The sequence below is a fragment of the Variovorax xiamenensis genome (assembly GCF_050916385.1).
Lineage (GTDB): Bacteria > Pseudomonadota > Gammaproteobacteria > Burkholderiales > Burkholderiaceae_C > Variovorax.
The window spans coordinates 429,398-454,289 of sequence record NZ_CP139038.1; the positions used below are offsets into that span (position 1 = coordinate 429,398).

Sequence of the window (24,892 nt, forward strand, 5' to 3'; positions counted from 1 at the left end):
GAGGATCGATCAGGACTCGTCGCGCAGCCAGGTGACCGCGCCCGAGTGGGTCACGGCGCCCTGGTGGGCAGGGCGCACGGTGAGCGCGTATTTTTCCAGCAGGCCGCCGCGCGCGACCCCCGCGTTTACCTCACGTCCGGCGAGCCGCGCAGCGATTTCCTCGGCCGCGAGATCGACCGTGATCGAGCGCGCCTCCGCCCGCGCGTCGATCGACACCATGTCGCCGTCGCGCAGCGCGGCGATCGGGCCGCCGTCCGCCGCCTCGGGCCCCGCGTAGCCGATGCACAGGCCGCGCGTCGCGCCAGAGAAGCGGCCGTCGGTCAGCAGCGCCACCTTGTCGCCCATGCCCTGGCCGTAGAGCAGGGCGGTGATGCCCAGCATCTCGCGCATGCCGGGGCTGCCCTTCGGGCCCTCGTTGCGGATCACGATCACGTCGCCCGCTTCGTAACGGCGGTTCTGCACGGCGGTCTGCGCTTCTTCCTCCGAATTGAAGACGCGTGCCGGGCCGCGGAACACGAGGCCCTTGAGCCCCGCCGTCTTGAGCAGCGCGCCGTCGGGGCACAGGTTGCCCTTGAGCACCGCCAGCCCGCCGTCGCGCGTGATCGGGTTGCCTGCCTCGCGCACCACGCGGCCGTCGGGCGCCAGCGCGCCGTCCAGTTCCTCGGCAATCGTGCGGCCGGTGAAGGTGAGCGCGTCGCCGTGCAGGAAGCCCTGCTCCAGCAGCGTGCGCAGGATGACGCCCGCTCCGCCGATGTAGAACACGTCGCGCGCCAGGTACTTGCCGCCCGGGCGCAGGTCGGCGACGAGCGGCGTGCGCGCGAAGATCTCGGCCACGTCGTCGAGGTGGAACTTGATGCCCGCCTCGTGCGCGATGGCCGGCAGGTGCAGCGCCGCGTTGGTCGAGCCGCCGGTGGCCGAGACGACAGCGCAGGCGTTCTCCAGCGCCTTGCGCGTGACGATGTCGCGCGGAAGCGGACCATCGCCCAACACCGCCCTCATCAGCTGCTTCGCCGCGCGGCGCATCAGCGGCGCGCGTTCGCTGAACACGGCCGGCACCATGCTGGAGCCGATGGGCGCGAGGCCCAGCGCCTCCGACACCATGCCCATGGTGTTGGCCGTGAACTGCCCCGCGCAGGCGCCGGCGGTGGGCAGGCAGGCGCGGCTCATCGCGTCGAGCTCGTCGTGCGTGGCGGTGCCGGCCAGCACCTTGCCGATGGTCTCGTAGGTGTCGACCACGTTCAGGTCCTGGCCGTCGGGCCCCGGCATCTGGCCCGGCAGCGCCGAGCCGCCGTGCACGAACACGCTGGGCACGTTGCAGCGGACCATGCCCATCATCAGCCCCGGCAGGTTCTTGTCGCAGGCGCCAATGGCGAAGATGCCGTCCCACTGGTGGCCGCGCGTGGAGGCTTCCACGCTGTCGGCGATGAGCTCGCGCGAGATCAGCGAGAAGCGCATGCCCGAATGCGCCATCGTCAGCCCGTCGCTGATCGACACCACCGGGCATTCGTGCGGCGTGCCGCCGCCGGCGTAGATGCCGGTCTTGGCGTGCTGCGCCTGCTCGCGCAGGTTGAGGTTGCACGGGCTCATCTCGCCGCCCGTGTGGAACACGCCGACGTGCGGGCGCGCGATGTCCTCGTCGTCCTGGCCCAGCGCGTGCAGGAAGCTGCGCGTGGTCGCGCGGATCGTGCCCTCGCGGATGGTGGCGGAGCGGAAGCGCTTGTTGCCGCTGTTGCTGCTGTTCGGATCGTCGGGCGTGGTCATCGGCTGGCGTCGGGGCTGGCTGGGCGTGGAAGAAGGAGGTGGGTCAGAACATGCCGTTCTTGTTCGCGGCGGTCTCGGGCACCGGCTGCACCACGTCCCAGTGCTCGACGATCTTCCCGTTCTCCAGCTTGAAGATGTCGACGATGGCGCTGCCGCGCGTGCCCGGCTCGCGGATCGCGTTGACGTGCAGGATCACGTAGTCGCCGTCGACGAAGCTGCGCTTGATCTCGCTCTTCGAGTTCGGAAACTTCTCGCGCAGGAAGGCGATGAACTTGCGGAAGCCCTCGGGCCCGTCGGCAGCCGTGGGGTTGTGCTGCACGTAGCGGTTGCCCACGTACTGCAGGGCCGCGTCGGCGTCCTTCTGGTTCAGGCCCTTCTCGTAGAAGGCGAGCACGGCCTGGCGGTTGGCTTCCTGTTGTGCGGTCGTCCCCTGCTTGCCGCCGCCCATGGGCGCGCAGGCGGCAAGGAACAGGGTGGCTGCCGCGGCCAGGGCCGCGAGGGTCGTGCGTTGCATTGCGAGTGCTCCCGTGTGAAGAAGAAAAGAGATCAGTAGCCGTTGGGCGAGGCCGCGCCGGGCGCCGCCTTGTACTTGGCCAGCAGCTGCTTCGCGGCGGCGGCCAGCACGATGGTGTCCACGCCCACCGCCACGAACAGCGCGCCGGCCGCGAGCCACTTGCGCGCCTGCTCCTCGGTGGTCGACAGGATGCCCGGCGCCTTGCCCGCCTTGAGGATGCGCGCGATGGCGTCGGCGATCACCGCCTGCACCTCCGGGTGGTTGGGCTGGCCCACGAAGCCCATCGAGGCCGACAGGTCGGCCGGGCCGATGAACACGCCGTCCACGCCCGGCGTGGCCGCGATGGCGTCGAGGTTCTTCATCGCCTCCACCGTCTCGGCCTGCACCAGCAGGCAGGTCTGCGCGTTGGCCTCGTGCAGGTAGTTGGGGTAGGCCTGCCAGCGCGAGGCACGGGCGAGCGCGCTGCCCATGCCGCGGATGCCCTCGGGCGGGTATCGCATGCCCTGCACCAGCCGCGCGGCCTGTTCGGCGGTGTCGACCATCGGCACCAGCAGCGTCTGCGCGCCGATGTCGAGGTACTGCTTGATCAGCGTCGTGTCGCCCACCGGGATGCGCACGACGGGATGCGAGCGCTCCGATTCAGGCTGAGCCGACCATGCGCTGGAAATGCCCTGCAGCTGCGCGAGCACCGAGCGCACGTCGTTGGGCGCGTGCTCGCCGTCGACCAGCAGCCAGTCGTAGCCGGTGCCGGCCAGGATCTCGGCCACGTAGCCGTCGGCCAGGCCGACCCAAAGGCCGATCTGGGGCTTGCCGGCCGCGAGGGCCTGCTTGAAGGTGTTGATGGGGGTGTGCATGGTGTTCTCTTCAGGCAAAGCGGAACGAGATGGAGCCCAGCGGGCCGTAGTCGGCATGGAAGGTGTCGCCCGGAACGGCGGTGGTCGGCCGCGTGAACGAGCCGCCCAGCACCACTTCGCCGGCCTCCAGGCATTCGTCCCAGGGCGCGAGCTTGTTCGCGAGCCAGGCCACGCCGGTGGCCGGGTGGTTGAGCACGGCCGCGGCCACGCCCGATTCCTCGATCACGCCGTTCTTGAAGAGCAGCGCGCTCACCCAGCGCAGGTCCACCGCGTCGGGCTTCACGGGCCGACCGCCCATCACGATGCCGGCGTTGGCCGCGTTGTCGGAGATGGTGTCGAACACCTTGCGCGGGGCCTTGGTGTGGCGGTCGAACTGCTCGATGCGCGCGTCGATGATCTCGATGGCGGGCACCACGTAGTCGGTGGCGGCCAGCACGTCGAAGATGGTCACGTTCGGGCCCTGCAGCTTCCTGCCGAGGATGAAGGCCAGCTCGACCTCGATGCGCGGTGCGATGAACCGCTTGAACGGGATGTCGCCGCCCTGCTCGAAGAACATGTCGTCCAGCAGCGTGCCGTAGTCGGGCTCGTCGATCTGGCTGGACTGCTGCATGGCGCGCGAGGTCAGGCCGATCTTGTGGCCCTTGACGGTGCGGCCCTCGGCGATCTTGGTCTTCACCCACTCGCGCGAGATGGCATAGCCGTCCTCGATGGTCATCTCGGGAAAGCGCTTGGAGAAGTGCTCGACCTGCACGCGCGACTTCTCGCTTTCGTGCAGCTCGGCGGCCAGTTGGGCGATGGTGGCTTGGGAGAGCATGTGGGTCCGTTCTTCTCTTGTCGTCGTTCAGCTCTTGTTGAACAGCGGATGCAGGTTGCTGTGCTTGCCGTCGTACACCTGCCCCGGGCTTTCGTCGATCTGCAGCGTGATGCCGATGTGGCGCTTCTCGAAGATCGGCGCGAAATGCGCGCGCACGTCGGCCAGCAGCTCGTCGCCGGCCTTCTTCTTCACCGCCTCCGAGCGCCCGGGGGCCATGCGGATGTTGAGGTACACGAAGGCGTAGTCGGCCTTGCCGTCGGCCACCGCGTAGTGCGCGGCGGGGTAGGCCAGAACGCGCGTGCCGCCGATGGGGAACACCGGCTTGTCGGCCTCGTCGCGCTGCTTCAGCATGGTGTCGGCCAGCGTGCGGCACAGGGCCGACATGTCGGTCTCTGCCTCGATGTTCGGCGTGTAGAGGATCACGAGATGGGGCATGGGTGCTGCTCTCCGTTCATTCCACCGACATCGTCGCGGCCGTGCAGGTCACCGCGAAGATCGGGATCGCCTTCATATGGAAGATCTCGCCCTTGCCGCGGGCGGCCGCCGCCACGCTGATGAAGGTGCGGATCTCGAAGCCGCCCTGGCCCGCCTCGCGGTAGGTGGCCTCGTCGCCGTAGTCGTCCTGCGAGAGCAGCGCCTCGCGGTCGTTGGCGCACCAGCGGCGCATGAACTCGGCGTCCCACTCGGCGTTGACCTTGCCCGAGTCGGGCGTGGCCGGCCAGTGCGAGATGCCGCCCGTGCCCACCAGCGCGATGCGTTCGGGCACCTTGTCGCAGGCGCGGCGCAATGCTTCGCCGAAGGCCCATGCGCGGTGCAGCGGCGTGAGCGGCGGGCCCTGGCAGTTGATGTTCACGGGGATGACCTTGGTGTCGAACTTCGGCGTGAGGAAGTTCAGCGGCACCATGATGCCGTGGTCGAACTTCCACTCCTCGGCATAGGCCACGTCCACCGTCTGCATCACCTCGCGGATCAGCCGCTGCGACAGCGCGGCGTCACCCGGGATGCGGTGCTTCTCGATGCCCAGCCACTTCGGGTCTTCGATGGGGCCTTCGTAGCTGTCGGCCATGCCGATCGCGTAGGCCGGCATGTTGTTCATGAAGAAGTTCGCGAAGTGCTCGGCGGCGATCACGATCACCGCGTCGGGCTTCGTCGCGCGCATCGCCTCGCCGAAGCGATGGAACTGCGCGTGGAACTCGTCCTTCACGGCCGGGTCGGCAAGATGCGCGCGGCCGGTGATGCCGGGGGCGTGGCTGCACACGCCTGCGAATACGAGACTCATCTCGATGCCCGCCCGGCCGCCCGAAGGGCATCGAGCGCCCCCTCGGGGGGCAGCGAACCACACAAGGTGGGGAGCGTGGGGGTCTTCATATTCCTGCCACTTTCTCGTCGGTTCCGGTTGTCATTGCATAGATGCCCGCGCGCACAGGGCCGTACTTGCGCACGCCCTCGCGCATGGCTTCGAGGTAGTCGGCCCACGGAATGCCCAGCAGCGGCGCGAAGTGCATCAGCAACTGGCCGTTGCATCCGAGCACGTAGAGCTTGCCGATGTCGCCGGTGTCGATGGCCTCGCGTTCCTCGTCCGTGAAGTCGTAGGCGCCCAGCAGTGCCGCGCGCGTTTCGCCGCCTTCGGCATAGCGCCGCTGCACTTCCTGCTCGCGATTGAGCGCGAACAGGAACTTCTGCATCGCATAGAGGCTCATCGTTCAGCCCTCGATCTGGATGTTGGCCTTGCGGATCACGTCGGCGTACTTCGCGATCTCGCTCTGGATGAAGGCCGCGAAGCGCTCCGGCGTGCCCGACAGCGACGCGATGCCGCCCTTCTGGAAGGCATCGGTCACGGCGGAGCTCGCGAGCGCGCGGTTCACCTCGGCGTTCATGCGCTGCACGACGGCGTCGGGCGTGCCGGCCGGGGCCAGCAGGCCGTTCCACGAATTGGACTCGATGGGCACGCCCTGTTCGGCCAGTGTGGGTATGGCGGGTGCGTACTGCGAGCGCTGCGCGGTCGCCATGCCCAGCGCCACCAGCTTGCCGCTCTGGATGTGGCCGCGGAACTCGGGCCAGTTGCCGAACATCATCGTCACCTGCCCGCCGAGCAGGTCGGTGAGCGCCGGGCCCTGGCCCTTGTAGGGCACGTGCACGATGTCCAGGCCCATCTGCAGCTTCAGCATCTCGCCCGAGAGGTGGGCCGAGGTGCCGTTGCCGAAAGAAGCGAAGCTCAGCGTGCCTGGCTTGGCCTTGGCGGCGTTGCGCAGGTCGGCCAGCGTCTTCAGGCCGCTGTTCGGATGCGTGGCGAGCACGTGTTCCGACATGCCCATGAGCGCCACGGGGCGCAGGTCCTTCTGCGTGTCGTAGGGCAGCTTGCGGATCAGCGTCTGGTTGGCCGTGAAGCTGTTGGCCACGCAGACGAAGGTGTAGCCATCGGGCGCGGCCTTGGCGGCGGCGTCCACGCCGATCACCGTGCCCGCGCCGGGCTTGTTGTCGACGATCACCGGCTGGCCCAGCGTCTTCGACAGCTCGGTGCCGACGAGGCGCGCGACGAAGTCGGTGGTGCCGCCGGGCGTGAAGGGCACGATCACGCGGATCGGCCTGGCGGGCCATGTGCCCTGTGCGCGTGCGAGCGATGGCAGGGCCGCGAGGGCGGCCGCGCCTTGCAGCAGCGTGCGGCGGCTCGAGTTCACGCCACGCCCCAGTGCGGAATGTGGTGCGAGCCCAGCGACACAGCCACGTTCTTCGGCTCGCAGAACACTTCGTAGCTCCAGGTGCCGCCTTCGCGGCCCGTGCCCGAGGCCTTGGTGCCGCCGAAGGGCTGGCGCAGGTCACGCACGTTCTGGCTGTTGACGAAGCACATGCCGGCCTCCACGGCGGCGGCCACGCGGTGCGCCTTGCCGATGTTCTCGGTCCACACGTAGCTGGAGAGGCCGTACTGGATGTCGTTGGCGAGCTCGATGGCGTGCGCCTCGTCCCTGAACGGAATCAGGCAGGCCACCGGGCCGAAGATCTCGTCCTGCGCGATCTTCATGCGGTTGTCGACGTCGGCGAAGACGGTGGGCGCGACGTAGTTGCCCTTCTTCACGCGGTCGGGCAGGTTCGACGGCGCTTCCAGCCCGCCGCACAGCAGCGTCGCGCCTTCCTTCGGGCCCAGCTCGATGTAGCTGCGCACCTTGGCCAGGTGGGCCTGCGAGATCATCGGGCCGACGATGGTCTTCTCGTCCAGCGGGTCGCCCACCGTGATGCGCTTCGCGCGCTCGGCGAACTTCGCGGCGAAGTCGGCATAGATCGACTGCTGCACCAGGATGCGCGAGCCGGCCGTGCAGCGCTCGCCGTTGTTGCTGAAGATCATGAACACGGCCGCGTCGAGCGCGCGGTCGAGGTCGGCGTCTTCGAAGATCACGAAGGGGCTCTTGCCGCCGAGCTCCATGCTGAACTTCTTCAGGCCCGCGCTCTTCACGATTCGGTTGCCGGTGGCTGTGGAGCCGGTGAAGGAGATCGCGCGCACGTCGGGGTGCGCCACCAGCGGCTCGCCGGCTTCCTTGCCGTAGCCGTGCACCAGGTTCAGCACGCCGGGCGGAATGCCGGCTTCCAGCGCCAGTTCACCCAGGCGCGCGGCCGTCAGCGGCGACAGCTCGCTCATCTTCAGCACGGCGGTGTTGCCGAAGGCGAGGCAGGGCGCGACCTTCCAGGTGGCCGTCATGAAGGGCACGTTCCACGGGCTGATGAGCGCGCACACGCCCACCGGATGGAACAGCGTGTAGTTCAGGTGCGTGGGCGTGGGGTAGGTGTGGCCGTCCACGCGCGTGCACATCTCGGCGAAGTAGTAGAAGTTGTCGGCCGCGCGCGGCACCAGCTGCTTGCCCGTTTGCGCGATGACCTGGCCGCAGTCGTTGGTCTCGGTCTGCGCGATCTCGGGCACGTTCTTCGCAATGAGATCGCCGAGCTTGCGGATGAGCTTCGCGCGCTCCGGCGCGGGCATGCCGGCCCATTTCGGGAAGGCTTCCTTGGCGGCGGCCACGGCCGCGTTCACCTCGGCCTCGCCGCCGGAAGCGACTTCGGCCAGCACTTCCTGCGTGGCGGGGTTGACGGTCTCGAAGTAGTCCGAGCCCTTGACGGACTTGCCGCCGATGAGATGGTCGATCTGTTGCATGAAGAGAGTCCGGTTCAGTCAGTCCAGTTTGATGTCGCGCGCCTTGATCAGGGCGTGCCATTTCTTGCGCTCCGAATCGGTGTAGCGCGTCATTTCGGTGGCGTCGGCGGGGCGTGCCTCCCAGCCGGCGTCGTAGAGCTTCTGCTTCACGCCGGCATCGGCCATGGCCTTCTGCAGTTCGCTGCCCAGCTTGGCCTGCACTTCCTTCGGCGTGGCCGCGGGTGTCACGAGGCCCTGCCATGTGTAGGCCTCGACGTTGGCGAAGCCGAGTTCCTTGGCAGTGGGAACGTTGGGCAGCTGCGGCACGCGCTCGCCCGACATGGCCAAGAGCGGGATCACCTTGCCGGCCTTGACGGCGCTCACGCCGCTGGGCAGGTCGAGCATCATCAGCGCGACCTGTCCGCCCATCAGGTCCTGCAGGGCCGGGGCGCCGCCCTTGTAGGGCACGTGCAGCATCGATACGCCGGCCTCGCGCTGGAACAGTTCGTAGGCGAGGTGATGCGGGCTGCCGGTGCCCGGCGTCGCGATGCTGTACTTGCCGGGCGAGGCCTTGAGCGCGGCCAGCAGCGCCTTCGCATCGGCGATGCCGGCATTGGGCGCGGCCGTGATGATGAGCGGCGAGCGGCCCATCATGCCGACGAGCGCGAAGTCTTTCTCGGCGTCGTAGGGCAGCTTCTTGTAGAGCGCGGGGTTGTAGACCAGCACGCCGTTGTCGGCGGAGAACACGGTGTAGCCGTCGCCCGGCGAGCGCGCGACGTTCTCCGACGCGATGATCGCGCCCGCTCCGGGGCGGTTGTCCACCAGCACCGGCTGGCCCATCTGCTGCGAGACCTGCGCGCCCACGGTGCGCGCGAGGAAGTCGGTGCCGCCGCCGGCCGGGTAGCCGACCACCCAGCGCACGGGCTTGGCGGGGTAGGCGGTCTGTGCAAGGGCCGTGGCCGAGACGGCCAGCGCGAATGCGGCTGCGGTGAACTTGAGGAGCTTTCTGCCGGTGATCATGTCGTGTTGTCTCCGCTGATCTGGTTATGGATATGGCAAGGAAAAAGCGCGCTGCGACAGCGCGCCGGCTCAGGCCGCCGCGATGGTGTTGACCAGCGCGCCGACGCCTTCGATCTCGGTGACGACCACGTCGCCCGGCTTGCAGTCGACAACCCCGTCAGGCGTGCCCGTGAGGATCAGGTCGCCCGGCGAGAGCGTCATGAAGCGGCTGAAGTACTCGATGAGGAAGGGCGCGTCGAAGATCATGTCGCGCGTGTTGCCTTGCTGCGTGACCGTACCGTTGACGGTGGTGCGCAGCGCGAGCGCCATCGGGTCGGCGATGTCGGCCGCGTCCACGAACCACGGGCCCAGCGGCGTGCAGGTGTCGCGGTTCTTCACGCGCAGGTTGGGGCGGTACCAGTTCTCGAGGTAGTCGCGGATGGCGTAGTCGTTGGCCACCGTGTAGCCGCCGATGAAGTCGTAGGCGTCGTCGCGCTTCACGTTCTTCGCGGTCTTTCCGACCACGATGGCGAGCTCGCATTCGTAGTGCATGAACTGCACGCCGGCCGGGCGCTGCGTGTGCTGGCGATGGCCGATGAGCGCGCTCTGGCCCTTGACGAACACCAGCGGTTCTTCGGGTGCCTTGAACTCGAGTTCCTTGGCGTGGTCGGCGTAGTTCAGGCCCAGCGCGAGGATGGTGCGCGGGCGCGCGGTGGGCGCGAGCGGCGGCAGCCACACGAGCTGCTCCTGCGGCACGACGCGGCCGTCTTCCAGCCGCACGGCGGCGTCGGGCTGGCCGTTGAATTCGTGACTGGTGCCGATGTGTTCGCGGCCCTCGAAGATGACGCGTGCGTGCTTCATGCGACTTCCTTCGCCAGCGTGTTGCTCAGGGTTTCGAAGCCCGGTGCGGAGATGTCGATGCGGTCTCCCGCGCGTGCCAGCGGGCGGCCGGGGCCGCAGCCGAGCATCAGCACGTCGCCGTGCGCGAGCGTCATGAATTCGCCGACGTCGGCGAGCAGTTGCCGTGCGGGGCGCACGAGCTGCGAGAAGTCGAGCGACTGCCTGAGTTCGCCGTTGATGCGCACCTCGACGCGGAAGCTCGCGGGGTCGGCCACTTCCTGCGCATCGCGCAGCACGGGGCCGATGCCGAGGAAGCCGTCGACGCACTTGAACTTGACCGGCGGGCGGAAGAAGCTCGCGTGCGGGATCGACAGGTCGTTCATCAGCACGAAGCCTTCCACGTCGCCCTCGGCGCCGATCACCATGCCGATGCTCGCGCCGACTTCCACTTCGGGCACCGCGGCGGGCACGGCGATGGCGCTGCCGTGCGGGCTCCAGGTGTTGGCCGTCTTCACATAGAGAACGGGGGCCTTCGGCGGTGCCTTGTAGGGCGGCTGCGTCATCTGCGGCGCGAGCGCTTCCGCCTCGGCTCGGAAGTTGAGCAGGGTGCCGTACACCGTGCCCGTGGGCAGGAAATGGGGAGTGATGCTGCTCATGGCGAGGGTTGCTCCAGTGCGATCAGTTCGTCGAGCAGCCCGTAGAGCTGCGCGAGCTTGGCCTTGCCGAGGGACTTTTCCATCCAGTCGTAGTGCGCCTCGATGCTGCTTCCCAGGCGCTTCACCAGCTTCATGCCGTGCGGCGTGGCCTCGACCACGGTGCGCCGCTGGTCGGCCGGATCGCGCGCGCGGGTGATGAGGTTGTCGCGCTCCATGCGCGCGAGCACGCCGGTGAGGCTGGGCCCGAGGATGAAGGCCTCGCGCGCGACGCGGCCGGTGTCGACCGCGCCGTGCTCGCCCAGCACGCGCAGCACGCGCCATTGCTGGTCGGACAGCGCGTGCTCGCGCAGGCTGGGCCGCGTGTGGGCCATCACGGCTTCGCGCGCCTGCAGCAGCAGGCGCGGCAAGTTGCGATGAGTGAATGTCGTGCTCAAGGCTTGTCTCTTCCGAAATTACTTAACATGTTAAATGAATCGTCGAAGCTTTCCTAGTGGCTGTTCCGATCGATTCGAAAACCTAGGGTATGCACGGATGAGCCGTGCGCCGCGGGAGCTGCGCGCTTCAGCGCGCGACCGGTGGCTCGCGGCGGCGCCGGTCGGCCTTGGGCAGGTTGGCCGCTGCAGCCACCATCGCCTCGCCGCGCGCGTGCAGGCGCTGCAGCATGTCGTCGAGCAGCGCCACTTCGTCGGCCTTCAGTGCGCCCAGCAGTTCGGTGTTGATGGCCGACACCAGCGGGTACAGCTGGGCGTGGAGCTTCCTGCCTGGCGCGGTGAGGCTGAGAAGCACGTGCCGCCGGTCGCCCGCGGGCTGCTCGCGCGACACCAGGCCCTTGCCGACCAGCGAAGTCACTGCGCGCGACGTGCGTGCCCTGTCGAGCTGCGCATGCTCGGCCAGTTGCGACGAACCCAGCGCGCCGTGGCCCGCCAGCGTGGCGATGAGCCGCCATTCGCGCCGCGTGATGCCGAAACGCCCTTCGCACAGCCGGATCACCATGCTGCCCGCCACCGACAGCAGCCGGCTCGTGCGGTAGAGCAGCAGGTCGTCGAGCGTGCGTGGCGGTGCGTGCATAGGCATAGGGGTTTGCCCGGGCGATGATTGATTAGATGAACCAATTGTCGGCGCTCTACAGTGGCCGCGACCCATCGCGCCGCACTGGCGGAAGAGAACGGAGACGAGACAGATGACGACAGACCCGCAGTTCCTGTACCAGCCAGGTCGCCGCCGCGCGCTGGCCGTGCTCGGCGGCATGGCCCTCGCGCCGCTGGCCGCAACCGTGCAGGCGCAGCCGGCCATTGCGCCCGGAACCCCCATCCGAGTGCTGATCGGCGTGCCCGCCGGCGGCACGCAGGACGTGCTCACGCGCGCCATCGCCCAGGAAGTGCGCGAGTCGCTCGGCCCGCTCATCGTGGACAACCGCTCCGGCGCCGCCGGGCGCATCGCGGTGGAAGCGGTGAAGACCGCCGCGCCCGACGGCCACACGCTGCTGCTGGGCACCGCCAGCATGATGACCATGTTCCCGAGCGCCTACAGGAACCTGTCGTACGACCCGATCAAGGACTTCCAGCCCATCATCAACGCGGCGCGCTTCGAGCTCGCGCTGGTGGTGCACAAGGACGTGCCGGCCAACACGCTCTCCGAGTTCATCGCATGGGCGAAAAAGCAGCCGGGCGGCGCGAGCTTCGCGTCGTACGGCGCGGGCACGCCCTCGCACTTTCTCGGCGAGATGCTCAGCCGCGCGGCGGGGCTGTCGATGGTGCACGTGCCCTATCGCGGCTCCACCCCGGCGCGCCAGGACGTGATGGGTGGCACCGTGCCGGCCTACTTCGACACCGTGGGCGGCGCGCTGCAGATGCTGCCGGGCGGCCGCGTCAAGGTGATCGCCACCAGCGGCGAGAAGCGCTCGCCGCTGATGCCCAGCGTGCCCACCTTCGTCGAAGGCGGTCTGAAGGACGTGGTGGCGACCGCATGGTTCGCCTACTACGCGCCATTGAAAACGCCGAAGCCGGTGCTCGACCAGCTGCGCGCCGAATTCACGCGTGCCGTGAACTCGCGCGAGGTGCGCCAGCAACTGCTGCAGAACGGCATGTACCCGGTGGGCGACGGCCCCGAGGCGCTGTTGAAGACGATGCGCGAGGACGCGGCGCGCTGGGCGGCGATCATGAAGGCGGTGAACTTCCAGGCGAACGACTGAGGAGGCAGCGCGCCCGGCCACCTAAACTCGAAGGATGGCCAAGGACAAATCACTTTTCGTCTGCAGCGAATGCGGCGGCACCAGCCCGAAGTGGCTGGGCAAATGCCCGAGCTGCGGCGCGTGGAACACACTCATCGAGCAGGTGGCGGGCGCGGGCAGCGGGCCCGCCAACAACCGCTTCGGCACCCAGTTCGCCTCGCTCGCGGGCGCATCGGAGCTCGCGACGCTTTCCGAGATCGAGGCGACCGACGTCGCGCGCACCCCCACAGGCATCGACGAGCTCGACCGCGTGCTGGGCGGCGGCATCGTCTCGGGCGGCGTCACGCTGATCGGCGGCGACCCGGGCATCGGCAAGTCGACGCTGCTGCTGCAGGCGGTCGATGCGCTGCAGCATGCGGGGCAGAACGCTCTTTACGTCACCGGCGAGGAAAGCGGCTCCCAGGTGGCGCTGCGCTCCAGGCGTCTGGGCCTCGACCACTCGCAGGTGCAGGTGCTGGCCGAGATCCAGCTGGAGAAGATCATCGCCACGCTCGACGCCACGCGCCCGGCCATCGCGGTGATCGACTCGATCCAGACCGTGTACTCCGACCAGCTCACCTCGGCCCCGGGTTCGGTGGCACAGGTGCGCGAGTGCGCCGCGCATCTCACGCGCTTCGCCAAGACCAGCGGCACGGCCGTGGTGCTGGTGGGCCACGTGACGAAGGAGGGCGCGCTCGCCGGTCCGCGCGTGCTCGAGCACATGGTCGACACGGTGCTGTACTTCGAGGGCGACACGCATTCGAGCTTCCGCCTCGTGCGCGCCATCAAGAACCGCTTCGGCGCGGTCAACGAGATCGGCGTGTTCGCGATGACCGAGCGCGGCCTGAAGGGCGTGACCAACCCGAGCGCGATCTTCCTGAGCCAGCACGCCGAGCCGGTGCCGGGCAGCGTGGTGCTGGTGACGCTCGAAGGCACGCGGCCGATGCTGGTGGAAATCCAGGCGCTGGTCGACAACGGCGGCCCGAGCCCGCGCCGCCTCTCTGTGGGCCTGGACCGCGACCGCCTCGCGATGCTGCTGGCGGTGCTGCACCGCCATGCGGGCGTGGCCTGCATGGACCAGGACGTGTTCGTGAACGCGGTGGGCGGCGTGCGCATCAGCGAGCCCGCGGCCGACCTGGCGGTGATGCTGGCCATCACCTCCAGCCTGCGCGGCAAGCCGATGCCCAAGGGCTTCATTGCATTCGGTGAAGTGGGCCTGGCCGGCGAGGTGCGCCCCGCGCCGCGCGGACAGGAGCGCCTGCGCGAGGCCGCCAAGCTGGGCTTCAGCGTGGCGGTGGTTCCAAAGGCGAACGCGCCCAAGAAGGGCGCGAAGGAAATCGAAGGGCTGACGATCCATGCGGTGGATCGCATCGAGGAGGCGATGGACGTGGTCCGCCGCCTCGACTGATCCGGTCTTCAGCCGGATCTGCGCATCAGGAAAAAATGACCCGGCGCGCACGCTGGCGCACCGGGCCTACCCTCCCTATCCCCCGATGTGCATCGTGAACGCCGGTCCGCTGTTGAGTACGCATTGGCCGCTGCCCAGCGTGGCCGAGTTCATCGAGTACTGGCAACTCAGGTTGCCGCCGCGGCTGCCCGTGGCGTTCGCCACGCCGTTGGCACGCGAGCCGGCGACCCGGGTTGCCTCTCCCTGAAACTGTTCACCGCCGATCTGTGCGTTGAAGTGGCCGCGGCCGTTCATGTCGTTGGTCACGGTGCCGGCGACGACGCCGTAGCGCGAGGCTTCGGCATTCGACGGGTACAGCCGCGCGTTGAAGGTCTGTGCGACCGGGCCCGGTGCGACGGCGTAGGCCTGCGAAGGCGGCGCTGCCGGAGCGGGTTGCCCGAGCGGCACGACATAACAGCCGCTGAGTGCGGCGGCCGTGAGCGTGGCGGCGAGGGTGAGACGAACGAATGTGACGGAGCGCGGAATGGTCATACGCTTTTCGGTGGCCCGGGCAGATGCCCGTGCGGCGAAATGTGCCAGCCGATGCGCCCGCGCAAAGTGCTTTTGGGGCCGAGTACCGTTTTTCGCCCCTTGCGGTAGTCGGGGTGGCTACTTCGAAGGGGCACTCGAGGGGCGGCGACAATGCGCGCCATGAATTTCAAGAACTTTCTATTGCCTCTGGGCGCCATCGTCGTCATGGCGCTGGCCTGGCGCGCGGGTGGATGGGGCGGTGTCGCCCTGGCCGGCGGCGCGATCGTGATGTTCCTGCTGCTGCACTTCAACCGCGCCATGCAGGTGCTCAAGCGGGCGGCAGAGCGGCCCGTGGGCTACGTGGCCAGCGCGGTGATGCTCAACGCCAAGCTCAAGCCGGGCGTGACGCTCATGCACGTGATCGCGATGACGCGCGCCCTCGGCGAACTGCGCTCGCCCAAGGACGAGCAGCCCGAGCACTACCGCTGGACCGACGGCGGCGGCTCGTACGTCGACACCGTCTTCAACGGCGGCAAGCTGCAGAGCTGGACGATGACGCGCCCGGAAACACCGGCTGACGACGAAGGCAACAACGACACGGCGGCCTAGGCCGCGCTCCCCTTGCGCCGGGGCTGCCGCCAGGGCGGATTCGTCTTCGCCTGGTGGCGAGCCTCCTTCGCGAATTCGGCGCATGCGTGCGTCATCAGGTCGGCCGAACGGTAGACCAGGAACACGTCGAAGTCCGGCAATTCGTCGGTGATCGGCAGCTTCTCCAGCAGATGCGGCTGCAGCCGCAGCGGCCCCGCGCCGTGGAACACGAAGTCCGACCACATGCTGATCAGGTCGGTCTGCGTGGCCAGTTGCAGGCCCAGCAGGTTCGACGCGCTCTGCACCATGCGCTTGGGCATCTCCAGCCCGTGCATGTTCATCGTGCTCACCAGCGGGCTGCCTGCGTCGTCGATGGGGTCGAGCACCAGCCAGTCGGCGTCCACCAGCGGCTGCAGCCTGCGCACGCGCCGCAGCGGATGGCCGGCGCGCACCGACAGGTGCATGGCCACCGAGAACAGCGGCTCCCATTGAAAGGCGTTGGTGCCCGGCCCGTTGCAGGTGGAGACCAGCCCCAGGTCGAGCCGGCCCTCGCGCAGTCCCTCGAAGATCTGCTGCGGCCGCAGCTCGAAGCCGCGCAGCGCCACGTTGGGAAAGCGCCTGCGAAACGACGCCATCGCATCGGGCAGCGGCCCGCTCGACGCCACGGCGGTGAAGCCGATGTTCAGCTGCGCCTCGTCGTGCCCGCGTATCGCTTCGATGTCTTCCAGCGCGTGCCGCAGTTCCTGCTCGACCACGCTCGCGCGCTTGACCAGCGCCGTGCCGTAGGCCGTGAGGCTCACGCCGCGCGTGGAGCGCGACATCAGCGTCACGCCGAGTTCGCGCTCCAGCTCCGAGATGGTCTTCGACAGCGCCGGCTGCGTGGTGTGCAGGCTGCGCGACGCCTCGTGGATGCTGCCGTGCTGCGCCACCGCCAGCAGGACGCGCAACTGTTGCAGCTTCATCGTGGTGCCGATCCAGCGAAAGGAGGCGTGTTGGGGCTTGTCCCGATGGCTTCCGGAGCCTCTTTATGACGGGGATGCCGTTTGGTTATCAGCATGAAAATTTGTGATTCTTCGCCGCAGCGCTTTGCCTGAATACTCCGCCGCGAACGGGCCCCAGGGTTATGCAGAGGCCCCCCGCAACCTGTACGTGGAGTGACATTAGATGAGCGAAGCCGCATTGCCCGCAAGCCCGATCGGAGGCTCTTCAGCAGCCACCGCCCATGCGCCCCATGCCACGCAGGGCAAGGGAAAGCAGAGCCAGTTCCGCCTGATCGCCGCCTGCTCGCTGGGCAATGCGCTGGAGATGTACGACTTCACGGTCTACAGCTTCTTCTCGCTGCTGATCGGCAAGCTGTTCTTCCCCTCCGACAGCCCCTACGGCTCGCTGCTGCTGGCAGTGGCCACCTTCGGCATCGGCTTCGTGATGCGTCCGCTGGGCGGCGTGATCATCGGCAACTACGCCGACCGCAAGGGCCGCAAGGCCGCGATGACGCTGACCATCGGCCTCATGGTGCTCGGCACGCTGTGCATCGCGCTCGCGCCGCCGTACGCGTCGGCCGGCGTCTTCGGCTCGCTGATGATCCTCGCGGGCCGCCTGCTGCAGGGCTTCTCGCTCGGCGGCGAGGTGGGCGCGGCCACGTCGATGCTGATGGAGGCGGGTGGCGTGAAGGGGCGCGGTTTTCGCGTGAGCTGGCAGCTCGCGAGCCAGGGTGTTTCGGCGCTGCTGGGCGCGCTCACCGGGGCGGCGCTGTATGCCGCGCTGCCGCAGGCCTCGCTGGAGAGCTGGGGCTGGCGCCTGCCGTTCCTGCTCGGGCTGCTGATCGCGCCCGTGGGCCTCTACATCCGTGCCCACCTCGAGGAAACGCATGTTGCCGAGAGCCACGAATCCAGCCCCATCGGCCGGCTGCTGCGCGAGCACGGCGGGCTGGTGCTCAAGGGCATCCTGGCCACCACGGCCGGCACCGCGACGATGTACCTCGTGGTGTTCTTCATGCCCACCTACATGATCCGCGTGCTGCACATGCCGCCGTCGCTTTCGCTGCTGTCGGGCTGCGTCACTGGCATCACGCTTTTCGCGGTGTCGCTCGTCGCGGGGCGGCTCGCCGACCGGCTGCCGAACCGCAAGCCGCTGGTGATCGGCTCGCTGCTCTTCAGCGTGATCGCGGTGTACCCGGTGTTCTGGCTCATCGGCCAGTACCCGAGCGTGCCGCTGGTGCTGTGCCTGTCGGCGCTGCTCACCGCGAGCGTGAACATCGGCACCACGCCGATGTTCCTGATGCTGCTGGAGATGCTGCCCGCCGGCGTGCGCGCCAGCGGCATCTCGGTGATCTACAGCGTGGGCGTGACGGTGTTCGGCGGCTCCTCGCAGTTCATCGTGACATGGCTGCTCGCGAAGACCGGCAACCCGATGTCGCCCGCGTTCTACATGATGGTCTGCGGCGTGCTGAGCCTCTGCGCGCTGCTGAGCCTGCGCGAACGCAAGGCGGCCTGAACTCCATCGACGAAGAAAGAAGAGCCCTCCGGATGACCCGCCAACTCAGCCCCCAGACCACCAGACTCCTGTCGCGCCTGCTGCCGCAGGCCGACGTCGACACACAGGCCTTCGTCGACATCCGCCGGCAGATCCATGCCAACCCCGAGCTCGGCTTCGAGGTGAACGCCACCAGCGAGCTGGTCGCGAACCTGCTGCGCAGCTGGGGCTACGAGGTGCACACCGGCATCGGCCGCACCGGCATCGTGGCGCAGCTCAAGCTGGGCAGCGGCACGCGCCGCCTGGGCATCCGCGCCGACATGGACGCGCTGCCCATCACCGAGGCCACGGGCCTGCCGTACGCGAGCCGCAACGCCGGGCGCATGCACGCCTGCGGGCACGACGGCCACACGGCGATCCTGCTGGCGGCCGCCAAGGCGCTGGCGAAGGCGCGCGACTTCGACGGCACGCTCAACCTGATCTTCCAGCCCGACGAAGAAAACCTCTGCGGCGCGCGCGCGATGATCGAGGACGGCCTGTTCGAGCGCTTCCCCTGCGATGCGGTGTACGCGCTGCACAACGCACCGGGCGTGCCGGTGGGCACCATGCTGGCGGTCGAGGGGCCGCTCACGCTGTCGTCCGACGTGGCCGACGTCACCATCAAGGGCGTGGGCGGGCATGGCGCCATGCCGCACCGCGCACGCGATCCGGTCGCGGCCGCCGCGGCGGTGGTGACGGCGCTGCAGACGGTGGTGGCGCGCAACGTGGCGCCGGACGACATCGCGGTGGTGTCGGTGGGCTTCATCCGCGGCGGCGCCACGCACAACGTGATTCCGCAGTCGGTGTCGCTGGGCCTGAACGTGCGCGCGGCCAGGCCCGAGACGCGCGCGCTGGTCGAGCAGCGCATCCGCGAGATCGTGAGCCTCACCGCGCAGGCGCACGGCGTGGAGGCCGAAGTCGACTACCGCGCGCTGGTGCCGCCGGTGGTCAACACGGCGGCCGAGACGCAGCTGGCCGCGCAGGTGTGCGCCGAGCTGGTGGGCGAGGAGAACGTCGTCAGGCAGGCGCCGAAGGGCTTCGCGGGCAGCGAGGACTTCGCCTGGATGCTCTCCGAGCTGCCGGGCTGCTATCTGCTGCTCGGCAATGGGGAGGGCGAGTTCGGCGGCTGCATGGTGCACAACCCCGGCTACGACTTCAACGACGAAGTGCTGCCGCTGGGCGCGGCCTGCTGGGTACGGCTGGCTCAGACCTACCTGGTTGCCTGAGCCGCGGCGCCCTCAGAACGGTGCGTCTTCCGTTTCTGCGCCTGCCGTAGCCTCGGCTTGGGCGGCAGCAGGCTTCGGCGCTTCGTCCGGCGCTGCCGCAGAGAACGCAGCCTCGCCGCCCAGCGCGTCGAGCAGCGCGGGCACCAACTGGCCCAGCTCGCCGGTGGCGATGGCCACGTCTGCGTCGAAGTTGTCTTCCTTCTTGCCGCCCGCGGCGCCGTCGCCCGTGCCTTCGAGGAAGGCGATCTTGCGGATCAGCAGGCCGTGCGTGAGCTCGAAGGACACGCGGTCGTCCCAGGTCAGCGCGAGCCGCGTGGGGCGCTTGCCGTCGGTGATGTGCTGCTTCACCTCGTCGATGTCCAGCGGGTGCTTGGCGTAGCGCACCACGGCCTTGGAGTCGTCGCTCGCCTTGAGCTCGCACTCGCGGTCGATGGTGAAGCCGGCCGGTGGCTCCTGCGTGAGCAGCCAGTTGGCCATGGCGGCCGCGGGCTCGATCTGGGTGTTGATGAGGGCCACGGCAAAGCCGTCGAGCGACTTCACGAGGCTGGTGACCACTTCGTCGGCGCGCGAGGCGTTGCCGCTGTTGATCACGAGGCGGTTCTCGGCCTTGTCGATCCACACCGTGACGCGGGCACTGCGCGTGAAGGCCATGGGCAGCAGCTCCAGGGTGATGTCTTCCTTGAGCTCCTTCTTTTCCTTCTTGCCGGGCTTGCGGCCGGTGGTGGCCTCGATGTGGGCGCAGCGCTCGTCGACCTTGCGGCGCACCACCGAGCCGGGGACCTGCTTGCTCTCGATCATGTATTCGACCAGCCACTGGCCGTCGATGGACTCCACCAGCGGGCCGTTGGCCTCGCCGCGCGGCTCGATCCAGCCGGCGGACTTTTCCTGCGAGGGGCCGCAAGGCACGAAGCGCTGCTTGCCGAGCCCTTCCTCCGCCTCGGCCAGTGTCTGGGACCAGGCGGGTTCGATGCGATAGACGATGACGTTCTTGAATACGGACACGGAAACCCTTTTTCCAACGGTTTGGACAGCCGGCCATTGTCGGGCACCTCGTTCCGGGCTCGGCCGTAAAATCGCAAGCTTTTGCGACTTCCCTTCCTGTCGCACCCCCACACCGATCCCAAAGGAATCAGGAAATGAGCTCGATCCCCCCCTCGCTGGACGACCGTGACGGCAAGATCTGGATGGACGGCGAACTCGTGGACTGGCGCGACGCCAAGATCCACGTGCTGAGCCACACGCTGCACTACGGCTGCGGCGCCTTCGAGGGCGTGCGCGCCTACAAGACGGCCGACGGCGGCACGTCGATCTTCCGCCTGGCAGAGCACACCGAGCGCCTGTTCAACAGCGCCAAGATCCTGCGCATGAAGATCCCCTTCACGCAGGAGCAGCTCAACGAGGCCCAGAAGCAAGTGGTGCGCGAGAACAAGCTCGAGAGCTGCTACCTGCGTCCGCTGATCTGGATCGGCTCCGAGAAGCTGGGCGTGAGCCCCAAGGGCAACAAGGTGCACGCCATGGTCGCGGCCTGGTCTTGGGGCGCCTACCTGGGCGAAGAGGGCATGAAGCGCGGCATCCGCGTGAAGACCTCCAGCTACACCCGCCACCACGTCAACATCACGATGACGCAGGCCAAGACGGTGAGCAACTACACCAACTCGATCCTGGCCAACATGGAAGCGCTGGACGACGGCTACGACGAGGCGCTGCTGCTCGACGCGAGCGGTTTCGTGTCGGAAGGCGCGGGCGAGAACATCTTCGTGGTCAAGGGCGGCGTGATCTACACGCCCGACCTGTCGGCCGGCGCGCTCAACGGCATCACCCGCAACACCATCCTGCACGTGTGCAAGGACCTGGGCCTCGAACTGGTGCAGAAGCGCATCACGCGCGACGAGGTCTACATCGCCGACGAAGCCTTCTTCACCGGCACGGCAGCCGAAGTCACGCCCATCCGCGAACTCGACCGCGTCGAGATCGGCAACCGCGGCGACGGCGGTGCCCGTGGCCCGATCACCGAGAAGATCCAGGCGGCCTTCTTCGACATCGTGAACGGCAAGAATCCCAAGTACGCACACTGGCTCACGAAAGTCTGAGAAGAAGAGAACCCATGTCCACCAATGCAGTAGTCGAACTCCTGGCCAAGGAGCTCAATCATCAGGGCGGCGTGTTCTGCCCCAGTCCCAAGGCCGACATGAAGCTCTGGAACAGCCACCCGAAGGTCTACCTCGACGTGGCGCGCACCGGCGAGGCCAAGTGCCCGTATTGCGGCACGGTGTACCGGCTGAAGGCTGGCGAAGTGGTGTCGTCGCGGCACTGACCAAGGCAGGCCGCTGAACCGAACGGCCCCGGCCGTCCGATGCCTCTTCAGGCAGCCGGGCGGGCGGGGTCTTTTTCCAGGCTTTCCAGGCTCTTCAAGCGCGATGGCAGCAGGCCGCGCCACGGGGCCGGGTCGTTCTTCTCCTGCGCGAGCCGCAGGTAGACCATCGAGATGAAGAGCAGCGCCAGGCCGATCTGCGCGTCGCGCATGGCCGAGTTCACGCTCGAGGCGATCAGCGCGATCAGCGTCGCCGCCAGCGCATAGCGGCCCGCGATGTCGGGCCGCTTCCATGCCTGCCAGACGGCGGCGACCATGATGACGAGCAGGCTCAGCAGGGCAGGCAGGCCGCCTTGCGCGCCGACCCACAGGAAGTCGTTGTGCGGCATGTTCGAGTCGGCGAGGAGCGCCGGGCCGCGCTTGTGCCACTGGTCGGTCCAGCCGCCTATGCCCCAGCCGGTGAGCGGACGGTCGGCGATCATGAGGCCGGTGTCGCGGTACATGTAGTAGCGGATGGCCCAGCTGCCCTTGAAGACCGCGCCGGCCTGAGCCTCCTCGATTTCCTGCACGCCGACTTCGACCTTGTGCTGCAGCTGCGGCAGCTGGTAGAGCCCGGCGCCCATCACCACGGCACCCAGCACCAGCGCGCCCACCAGCATCTTCAGGTGGCTGCGCCACTGGTGGATGCACACCACCGGAATCACCAGCAGCAGCGCGAGCACCGAGGTGCGCGAGGTCAGCGGCAGCGCCACCACCAGGCCCAGCCCGAGCATCAGCACGAAGGCCGGAATGGCGCGCAGCGGCTTGTGCGCGGCGATCTGCGCGATGCCCCACACCGCGGCGGTGGAGGCCACCACGCTGAAGAGCAGCGCGTTGCTGATCGACTTGTTGCCCACTTCCATCACCACCGCGCGCAGCGGCGACCAGATGTTGAAGCCGCCGACCGCGTAGAAGACGACGACCAGCACGATGTTCAGCGCGGCCACCAGCAGGAAGCCGCGCAGCGCCCATATCGCTTCCTCGCGCGAGAGCGCCATCGCCATCAGTATCGTGAGGCCGATGCGTATGCCGTGGAACAGGTTGGAGCCGGTCTCGGGGTAGTGCTGCCCGATGGCCAGCACGATGAGGGTCCAGGCGAAGTAGGCCACCACCGGCCACCACAGCGGGTTGGCGCGCAGCCGCGCATAGCGCTCGCCCAGGCCGCCGGCCACCAGCATGGTGAGCAGCAGCAGGATGGCCGAAAGATAGGTGACGCCGACCGGCATGAACACCACCAGCCCCCAGAACATGGCCGCGGGCCGAACGATGTGCGATCTCTGCATAGGGGCGGGATTTTAGGTTGGCATCTTGGAGCTGACCTGACTTCTCCCCCAGGCTTCGCGCACTTCGTGTCGCTTCGCCAACCCCCTCGCCGGGGGCGATGCCTGCGGCCCGGCAAAGCCGGTTCCGCGGCATCCCCGCGGGGGGCGGTGTCAGTGGCTGCGCGCGGCCGCCGGCAGGCGGATCACGAAGCTCGCGCCGCCACCGGGGCGGTCTTCGCAGCGCACGGTGCCGCCGTGCCGTTCGGCGATCGACTTCACCAGCGCCAGTCCCAAGCCCACGCCGCCGTTGCGCTCGCTGGCGCCGGGCAGGCGGTAGAAGGGCTCGAAGATGCGTTCGCGCAGTGCGGGCGGCACGCCCGGCCCGCGGTCGTTCACGCGCACGGTGGCGTAGCCGTTGGCACTGCCCAGTTCCACCGCGATCTCGCCGGCGCCGTAGCGGCGTGCGTTCTCCAGCAGGTTGCGGATGGCCCGGCGCAGCAGGCGCGACACGCCCGGCACGGTGAGCGTGGCGTTGTCGGTGCCGTCTGCAAGGTCGAGCTCGGCGTTGACCTGCGAGCATTCCTCGGCCGCCAGGCCGGTCAGGTCGACCGGCTCGATGGTGCCCATGTCGGCCTCGCTCGCGTCGAGCCGGCTGGCCAGCAGGATCTCGTCGATGAGCTGGTCGAGCTCGCCGATGTTGCGCGAGATCTCCTCGCGCGCCGACTGGCTCGGGTGCTCGCCCATCAGCTCCAGGCCCATGCGGATGCGGGTGAGCGGCGAGCGCAGCTCGTGCGAGGCGTTGGCCAGCAGCGACTTGTGCGAACGCACCAGCTGCTCGATGCGTTCGGCCGACGCATTGAATCGTTTGGATAGATCAGCCACTTCGTCCTGCCCTTCTTCTGTCACGCGCACCGAGAGATCGCCCTCGCCCCAGCGCTGCACGCCGCGTTGCAGCGATTCCAGCCGCTGCGTGATGCGCCGCACGATCGGGTACACGCCCAGTGCCACCGCCACGCCCACCAGCGCGATCATCCAGCCCAGCCCGAAGGGCGTGCGCCACGGCGCGAAGCCACCGGTGCCGGTAGGGCGCTCGCGCGGCGCCACGCGCAGCGTGATGGCCTTGCCGTCGCTGAGCGTCACATCGAACTCCAGGCCCTGGCCCGGCACGCGCAGGGCGGTGCCCGCGCCGATCGGCTTGTCCTGCGCGTCGAGCACCACCACGTTGCGCGGCACAGGCGCCAGCCGCTCGCGCTCGGCCTCGGCGGCCTCGCGCACGATCCAGTTGGCCATCAGCGTGAGGATCACGACGCCGCCCACCACCGCGAGCCAGATGCGGACGTAGAGATGGCGCGAATAGAGATTCAGCATGTTGTTGCGATGCGGCCGCCGCCGGGCCGCCCCAAGGCGAGCCGCGCCTCCCCCTTGGGGGGTGGCGAATTACACGGAGCGAAGCGAGTGAAAAGCCGGGGGGCAGACATTTCTAGTCTTGCTGCTTGGCGAAGACGTAGCCCACGCCGCGCACGGTAAGGATGCGCTTGGGATTCTTCGCGTCGACTTCGATGGCCGCGCGGATGCGACCCATGTGCACGTCGATGGAGCGGTCGAAGGCTTCCAGTTCACGGCCGCGCACGGCTTCCATGATCTGGTCGCGCGTGAGCACGCGGCCCGCGCGCTCGGCCATCGCCGTCAGCAGGTCGAACTGGTAGGAGGTGAGGTCGGCCACCGCGCCGCCCACCGACACGGTGCGCGCATTGCGGTCGATTTCCAGCGTGCCGAAGCGCATCACCGACGAAGCCTCGGCCTCGGTGACGCTCTCGGCGCGGCGGCGCAGCACGGCGCGGATGCGCGCCAGCAGCTCGCGCGGCTCGAAGGGCTTGGGCAGGTAGTCGTCGGCACCGATCTCCAGGCCGATGATGCGGTCCATGGGGTCGCCCTTGGCCGTCAGCATCAGTACCGACACTTTCGACAGCGGTCCGGGCAGCGCGCGGATGCGGCGGCAGACTTCGAGCCCGTCGGTGTCCGGCAGCATCAGGTCGAGGATCACCAGGTCGGGCGCGTGCTGCTGCAGCTGCTCGAGCCCTGCGGCGCCGTCGCCGGCATGGTTGAACGCGAAGCCCGACTGCGTCAGGTACTCGCCCACCATCTGCGCCAGGCGGGCGTCGTCTTCGATCATCAGGAGTTGGGGGGTGCTCATGCGCTTCATGGTCGTCCACCGGGAGCAAGCGGGCTTGAACGCTCCGTAAAGTTGGGTAAACCTCGGCAACCCCTGT

General features: G+C 68.5%; 27 protein-coding genes. 7 read left to right on the plus strand and 20 right to left on the minus strand.

All coding sequences use genetic code 11. The annotated features are described in order from the left end of the window. Positions 1-9: 9 nt before the first annotated feature. From ilvD to SFB74_RS01870, 14 genes are all read right to left on the minus strand, one after another. Positions 10-1,761 (minus strand): dihydroxy-acid dehydratase, encoded by a 1,752-nt coding sequence (gene ilvD, locus SFB74_RS01805; protein ID WP_432728954.1) that lies wholly within the window; start codon positions 1,759-1,761, stop codon positions 10-12. 43 nt (positions 1,762-1,804) lie between these two features. Continuing rightward, entirely contained in the window at positions 1,805-2,275 is a 471-nt protein-coding gene (locus SFB74_RS01810; RefSeq protein ID WP_432728955.1) for a nuclear transport factor 2 family protein, read from the minus strand. A gap of 32 nt (positions 2,276-2,307) precedes the next feature. Beyond that, the gene (gene hpaI / locus SFB74_RS01815; RefSeq protein ID WP_432728956.1) at positions 2,308-3,129 is read right to left on the minus strand and encodes a 4-hydroxy-2-oxoheptanedioate aldolase; all 822 of its coding nucleotides are present in this window, start codon (positions 3,127-3,129) and stop codon (positions 2,308-2,310) included. 10 nt (positions 3,130-3,139) lie between these two features. Further along, a complete protein-coding gene (gene hpaH / locus SFB74_RS01820) occupies positions 3,140-3,943 on the minus strand; it encodes a 2-oxo-hept-4-ene-1,7-dioate hydratase (protein WP_432728957.1) in 804 nt (267 codons plus the stop codon). Positions 3,944-3,970: 27 nt separating this feature from the next. After that, positions 3,971-4,378 carry a 5-carboxymethyl-2-hydroxymuconate Delta-isomerase gene (locus SFB74_RS01825; RefSeq protein WP_432728958.1) on the minus strand — a complete coding sequence of 136 codons (408 nt, stop codon included), beginning with the start codon at positions 4,376-4,378 and terminating at the stop codon, positions 3,971-3,973. Between the two features lie 16 nt (positions 4,379-4,394). Continuing rightward, positions 4,395-5,222 (minus strand): extradiol ring-cleavage dioxygenase, encoded by an 828-nt coding sequence (locus tag SFB74_RS01830; protein WP_432728959.1) that lies wholly within the window; start codon positions 5,220-5,222, stop codon positions 4,395-4,397. Between the two features lie 85 nt (positions 5,223-5,307). Continuing rightward, positions 5,308-5,643, minus strand: a complete 336-nt coding sequence (locus tag SFB74_RS01835) for an aromatic ring-opening dioxygenase subunit LigA (RefSeq protein WP_432728961.1) — start codon at positions 5,641-5,643, stop codon at positions 5,308-5,310. Positions 5,644-5,646: 3 nt separating this feature from the next. Next, positions 5,647-6,621 (minus strand): tripartite tricarboxylate transporter substrate binding protein, encoded by a 975-nt coding sequence (locus tag SFB74_RS01840; protein WP_432728963.1) that lies wholly within the window; start codon positions 6,619-6,621, stop codon positions 5,647-5,649. Beyond that, entirely contained in the window at positions 6,618-8,084 is a 1,467-nt protein-coding gene (gene hpaE, locus SFB74_RS01845) for a 5-carboxymethyl-2-hydroxymuconate semialdehyde dehydrogenase (protein ID WP_093301285.1), read from the minus strand. The genes SFB74_RS01840 and hpaE overlap by 4 nt, the downstream gene beginning before the upstream one ends. 18 nt (positions 8,085-8,102) lie before the next feature. Then, positions 8,103-9,083: a Bug family tripartite tricarboxylate transporter substrate binding protein gene (locus SFB74_RS01850; protein ID WP_432728965.1), complete on the minus strand. Its 981-nt coding sequence runs from the start codon at positions 9,081-9,083 to the stop codon at positions 8,103-8,105. A gap of 69 nt (positions 9,084-9,152) precedes the next feature. After that, a complete protein-coding gene (locus tag SFB74_RS01855; RefSeq protein ID WP_432728966.1) occupies positions 9,153-9,923 on the minus strand; it encodes a fumarylacetoacetate hydrolase family protein in 771 nt (256 codons plus the stop codon). Further along, complete coding sequence (locus SFB74_RS01860) at positions 9,920-10,558, minus strand: fumarylacetoacetate hydrolase family protein (protein ID WP_432728968.1); 639 nt, start codon at positions 10,556-10,558, stop codon at positions 9,920-9,922. The genes SFB74_RS01855 and SFB74_RS01860 overlap by 4 nt, the downstream gene beginning before the upstream one ends. Continuing rightward, complete coding sequence (hpaR, locus tag SFB74_RS01865) at positions 10,555-10,992, minus strand: homoprotocatechuate degradation operon regulator HpaR (protein ID WP_093206842.1); 438 nt, start codon at positions 10,990-10,992, stop codon at positions 10,555-10,557. Before hpaR ends, SFB74_RS01860 begins: the two co-directional genes overlap by 4 nt. Positions 10,993-11,119: 127 nt before the next feature. Next, the gene (locus tag SFB74_RS01870) at positions 11,120-11,632 is read right to left on the minus strand and encodes a MarR family winged helix-turn-helix transcriptional regulator (RefSeq protein WP_432728970.1); all 513 of its coding nucleotides are present in this window, start codon (positions 11,630-11,632) and stop codon (positions 11,120-11,122) included. 106 nt (positions 11,633-11,738) lie between these two features. Here SFB74_RS01870 and SFB74_RS01875 point away from each other — a divergent pair, with 106 nt between their 5' ends. Both SFB74_RS01875 and radA read left to right on the plus strand, forming a co-directional pair. Beyond that, entirely contained in the window at positions 11,739-12,749 is a 1,011-nt protein-coding gene (locus tag SFB74_RS01875; protein WP_432728971.1) for a Bug family tripartite tricarboxylate transporter substrate binding protein, read from the plus strand. A gap of 34 nt (positions 12,750-12,783) precedes the next feature. Continuing rightward, on the plus strand, positions 12,784-14,175 hold the full coding sequence (gene radA, locus SFB74_RS01880; protein WP_432728972.1) for a DNA repair protein RadA: 1,392 nt from the start codon (positions 12,784-12,786) through the stop codon (positions 14,173-14,175). Between the two features lie 75 nt (positions 14,176-14,250). Here the strand turns inward: radA and SFB74_RS01885 are convergent, their stop codons facing one another. Further along, a complete protein-coding gene (locus tag SFB74_RS01885) occupies positions 14,251-14,706 on the minus strand; it encodes a hypothetical protein (protein ID WP_176665731.1) in 456 nt (151 codons plus the stop codon). 150 nt (positions 14,707-14,856) lie between these two features. Here SFB74_RS01885 and SFB74_RS01890 point away from each other — a divergent pair, with 150 nt between their 5' ends. Then, entirely contained in the window at positions 14,857-15,294 is a 438-nt protein-coding gene (locus tag SFB74_RS01890; protein ID WP_432728973.1) for a glycerate kinase, read from the plus strand. Here the strand turns inward: SFB74_RS01890 and SFB74_RS01895 are convergent. Continuing rightward, complete coding sequence (locus SFB74_RS01895; RefSeq protein WP_432728974.1) at positions 15,291-16,235, minus strand: LysR family transcriptional regulator; 945 nt, start codon at positions 16,233-16,235, stop codon at positions 15,291-15,293. The two genes, SFB74_RS01890 and SFB74_RS01895, sit on opposite strands and share 4 nt — an antisense overlap. Before the next feature lie 202 nt (positions 16,236-16,437). Between SFB74_RS01895 and SFB74_RS01900 the strand changes: the two genes are divergently transcribed. Together SFB74_RS01900 and SFB74_RS01905 are read left to right on the plus strand one after the other, a co-directional pair. Then, entirely contained in the window at positions 16,438-17,766 is a 1,329-nt protein-coding gene (locus SFB74_RS01900; RefSeq protein ID WP_432728975.1) for an MFS transporter, read from the plus strand. 32 nt (positions 17,767-17,798) lie between these two features. Continuing rightward, the gene (locus SFB74_RS01905) at positions 17,799-19,010 is read left to right on the plus strand and encodes a M20 aminoacylase family protein (protein ID WP_432728976.1); all 1,212 of its coding nucleotides are present in this window, start codon (positions 17,799-17,801) and stop codon (positions 19,008-19,010) included. A 12-nt stretch (positions 19,011-19,022) separates the two neighbouring features. Here the strand turns inward: SFB74_RS01905 and SFB74_RS01910 are convergent, their stop codons facing one another. Further along, entirely contained in the window at positions 19,023-20,012 is a 990-nt protein-coding gene (locus SFB74_RS01910; protein ID WP_432728977.1) for a recombination-associated protein RdgC, read from the minus strand. Between the two features lie 134 nt (positions 20,013-20,146). Between SFB74_RS01910 and SFB74_RS01915 the strand changes: the two genes are divergently transcribed. Together SFB74_RS01915 and SFB74_RS01920 are read left to right on the plus strand one after the other, a co-directional pair. Then, positions 20,147-21,100, plus strand: coding sequence for a branched-chain amino acid transaminase (locus tag SFB74_RS01915; protein ID WP_432728978.1), 954 nt, complete (start codon positions 20,147-20,149; stop codon positions 21,098-21,100). A gap of 14 nt (positions 21,101-21,114) precedes the next feature. Then, positions 21,115-21,324 (plus strand): zinc-finger domain-containing protein, encoded by a 210-nt coding sequence (locus SFB74_RS01920; protein WP_093206858.1) that lies wholly within the window; start codon positions 21,115-21,117, stop codon positions 21,322-21,324. Positions 21,325-21,371: 47 nt separating this feature from the next. Here SFB74_RS01920 and SFB74_RS01925 read toward each other — a convergent pair whose 3' ends face one another. The 3 genes from SFB74_RS01925 to SFB74_RS01935 all read right to left on the minus strand — a co-directional run bounded on the left by SFB74_RS01925 (position 21,372) and on the right by SFB74_RS01935 (position 24,825). Next, positions 21,372-22,643 carry an O-antigen ligase family protein gene (locus tag SFB74_RS01925; protein ID WP_432728979.1) on the minus strand — a complete coding sequence of 424 codons (1,272 nt, stop codon included), beginning with the start codon at positions 22,641-22,643 and terminating at the stop codon, positions 21,372-21,374. Positions 22,644-22,793: 150 nt separating this feature from the next. After that, complete coding sequence (locus tag SFB74_RS01930; RefSeq protein WP_432728980.1) at positions 22,794-23,990, minus strand: ATP-binding protein; 1,197 nt, start codon at positions 23,988-23,990, stop codon at positions 22,794-22,796. A gap of 112 nt (positions 23,991-24,102) precedes the next feature. Next, positions 24,103-24,825 (minus strand): response regulator, encoded by a 723-nt coding sequence (locus tag SFB74_RS01935; protein ID WP_432728981.1) that lies wholly within the window; start codon positions 24,823-24,825, stop codon positions 24,103-24,105. Positions 24,826-24,892: the final 67 nt, after the last annotated feature.

What these genes read in the sequence shown, in the direction of transcription:
- ilvD (WP_432728954.1), bottom strand. Translation starts at nt 1,761, where the DNA reads ATGACCACGCCCGACGATCCGAACAGCAGCAACAGCGGCAACAAGCGC.
- hpaI (WP_432728956.1), bottom strand. Translation starts at nt 3,129, where the DNA reads ATGCACACCCCCATCAACACCTTCAAGCAGGCCCTCGCGGCCGGCAAG.
- SFB74_RS01870 (WP_432728970.1), bottom strand. Translation starts at nt 11,632, where the DNA reads ATGCCTATGCACGCACCGCCACGCACGCTCGACGACCTGCTGCTCTAC.
- radA (WP_432728972.1), top strand. Translation starts at nt 12,784, where the DNA reads ATGGCCAAGGACAAATCACTTTTCGTCTGCAGCGAATGCGGCGGCACC.
- SFB74_RS01860 (WP_432728968.1), bottom strand. Translation starts at nt 10,558, where the DNA reads ATGAGCAGCATCACTCCCCATTTCCTGCCCACGGGCACGGTGTACGGC.
- SFB74_RS01915 (WP_432728978.1), top strand. Translation starts at nt 20,147, where the DNA reads ATGAGCTCGATCCCCCCCTCGCTGGACGACCGTGACGGCAAGATCTGG.
- SFB74_RS01830 (WP_432728959.1), bottom strand. Translation starts at nt 5,222, where the DNA reads ATGAGTCTCGTATTCGCAGGCGTGTGCAGCCACGCCCCCGGCATCACC.
- SFB74_RS01825 (WP_432728958.1), bottom strand. Translation starts at nt 4,378, where the DNA reads ATGCCCCATCTCGTGATCCTCTACACGCCGAACATCGAGGCAGAGACC.
- SFB74_RS01905 (WP_432728976.1), top strand. Translation starts at nt 17,799, where the DNA reads ATGACCCGCCAACTCAGCCCCCAGACCACCAGACTCCTGTCGCGCCTG.
- SFB74_RS01935 (WP_432728981.1), bottom strand. Translation starts at nt 24,825, where the DNA reads ATGAAGCGCATGAGCACCCCCCAACTCCTGATGATCGAAGACGACGCC.
- SFB74_RS01920 (WP_093206858.1), top strand. Translation starts at nt 21,115, where the DNA reads ATGTCCACCAATGCAGTAGTCGAACTCCTGGCCAAGGAGCTCAATCAT.
- SFB74_RS01925 (WP_432728979.1), bottom strand. Translation starts at nt 22,643, where the DNA reads ATGCAGAGATCGCACATCGTTCGGCCCGCGGCCATGTTCTGGGGGCTG.
- SFB74_RS01890 (WP_432728973.1), top strand. Translation starts at nt 14,857, where the DNA reads ATGCGCGCCATGAATTTCAAGAACTTTCTATTGCCTCTGGGCGCCATC.
- SFB74_RS01850 (WP_432728965.1), bottom strand. Translation starts at nt 9,083, where the DNA reads ATGATCACCGGCAGAAAGCTCCTCAAGTTCACCGCAGCCGCATTCGCG.
- SFB74_RS01810 (WP_432728955.1), bottom strand. Translation starts at nt 2,275, where the DNA reads ATGCAACGCACGACCCTCGCGGCCCTGGCCGCGGCAGCCACCCTGTTC.
- SFB74_RS01855 (WP_432728966.1), bottom strand. Translation starts at nt 9,923, where the DNA reads ATGAAGCACGCACGCGTCATCTTCGAGGGCCGCGAACACATCGGCACC.
- hpaH (WP_432728957.1), bottom strand. Translation starts at nt 3,943, where the DNA reads ATGCTCTCCCAAGCCACCATCGCCCAACTGGCCGCCGAGCTGCACGAA.
- SFB74_RS01895 (WP_432728974.1), bottom strand. Translation starts at nt 16,235, where the DNA reads ATGAAGCTGCAACAGTTGCGCGTCCTGCTGGCGGTGGCGCAGCACGGC.
- hpaE (WP_093301285.1), bottom strand. Translation starts at nt 8,084, where the DNA reads ATGCAACAGATCGACCATCTCATCGGCGGCAAGTCCGTCAAGGGCTCG.
- SFB74_RS01885 (WP_176665731.1), bottom strand. Translation starts at nt 14,706, where the DNA reads ATGACCATTCCGCGCTCCGTCACATTCGTTCGTCTCACCCTCGCCGCC.
- SFB74_RS01900 (WP_432728975.1), top strand. Translation starts at nt 16,438, where the DNA reads ATGAGCGAAGCCGCATTGCCCGCAAGCCCGATCGGAGGCTCTTCAGCA.
- SFB74_RS01835 (WP_432728961.1), bottom strand. Translation starts at nt 5,643, where the DNA reads ATGAGCCTCTATGCGATGCAGAAGTTCCTGTTCGCGCTCAATCGCGAG.
- SFB74_RS01930 (WP_432728980.1), bottom strand. Translation starts at nt 23,990, where the DNA reads ATGCTGAATCTCTATTCGCGCCATCTCTACGTCCGCATCTGGCTCGCG.
- SFB74_RS01875 (WP_432728971.1), top strand. Translation starts at nt 11,739, where the DNA reads ATGACGACAGACCCGCAGTTCCTGTACCAGCCAGGTCGCCGCCGCGCG.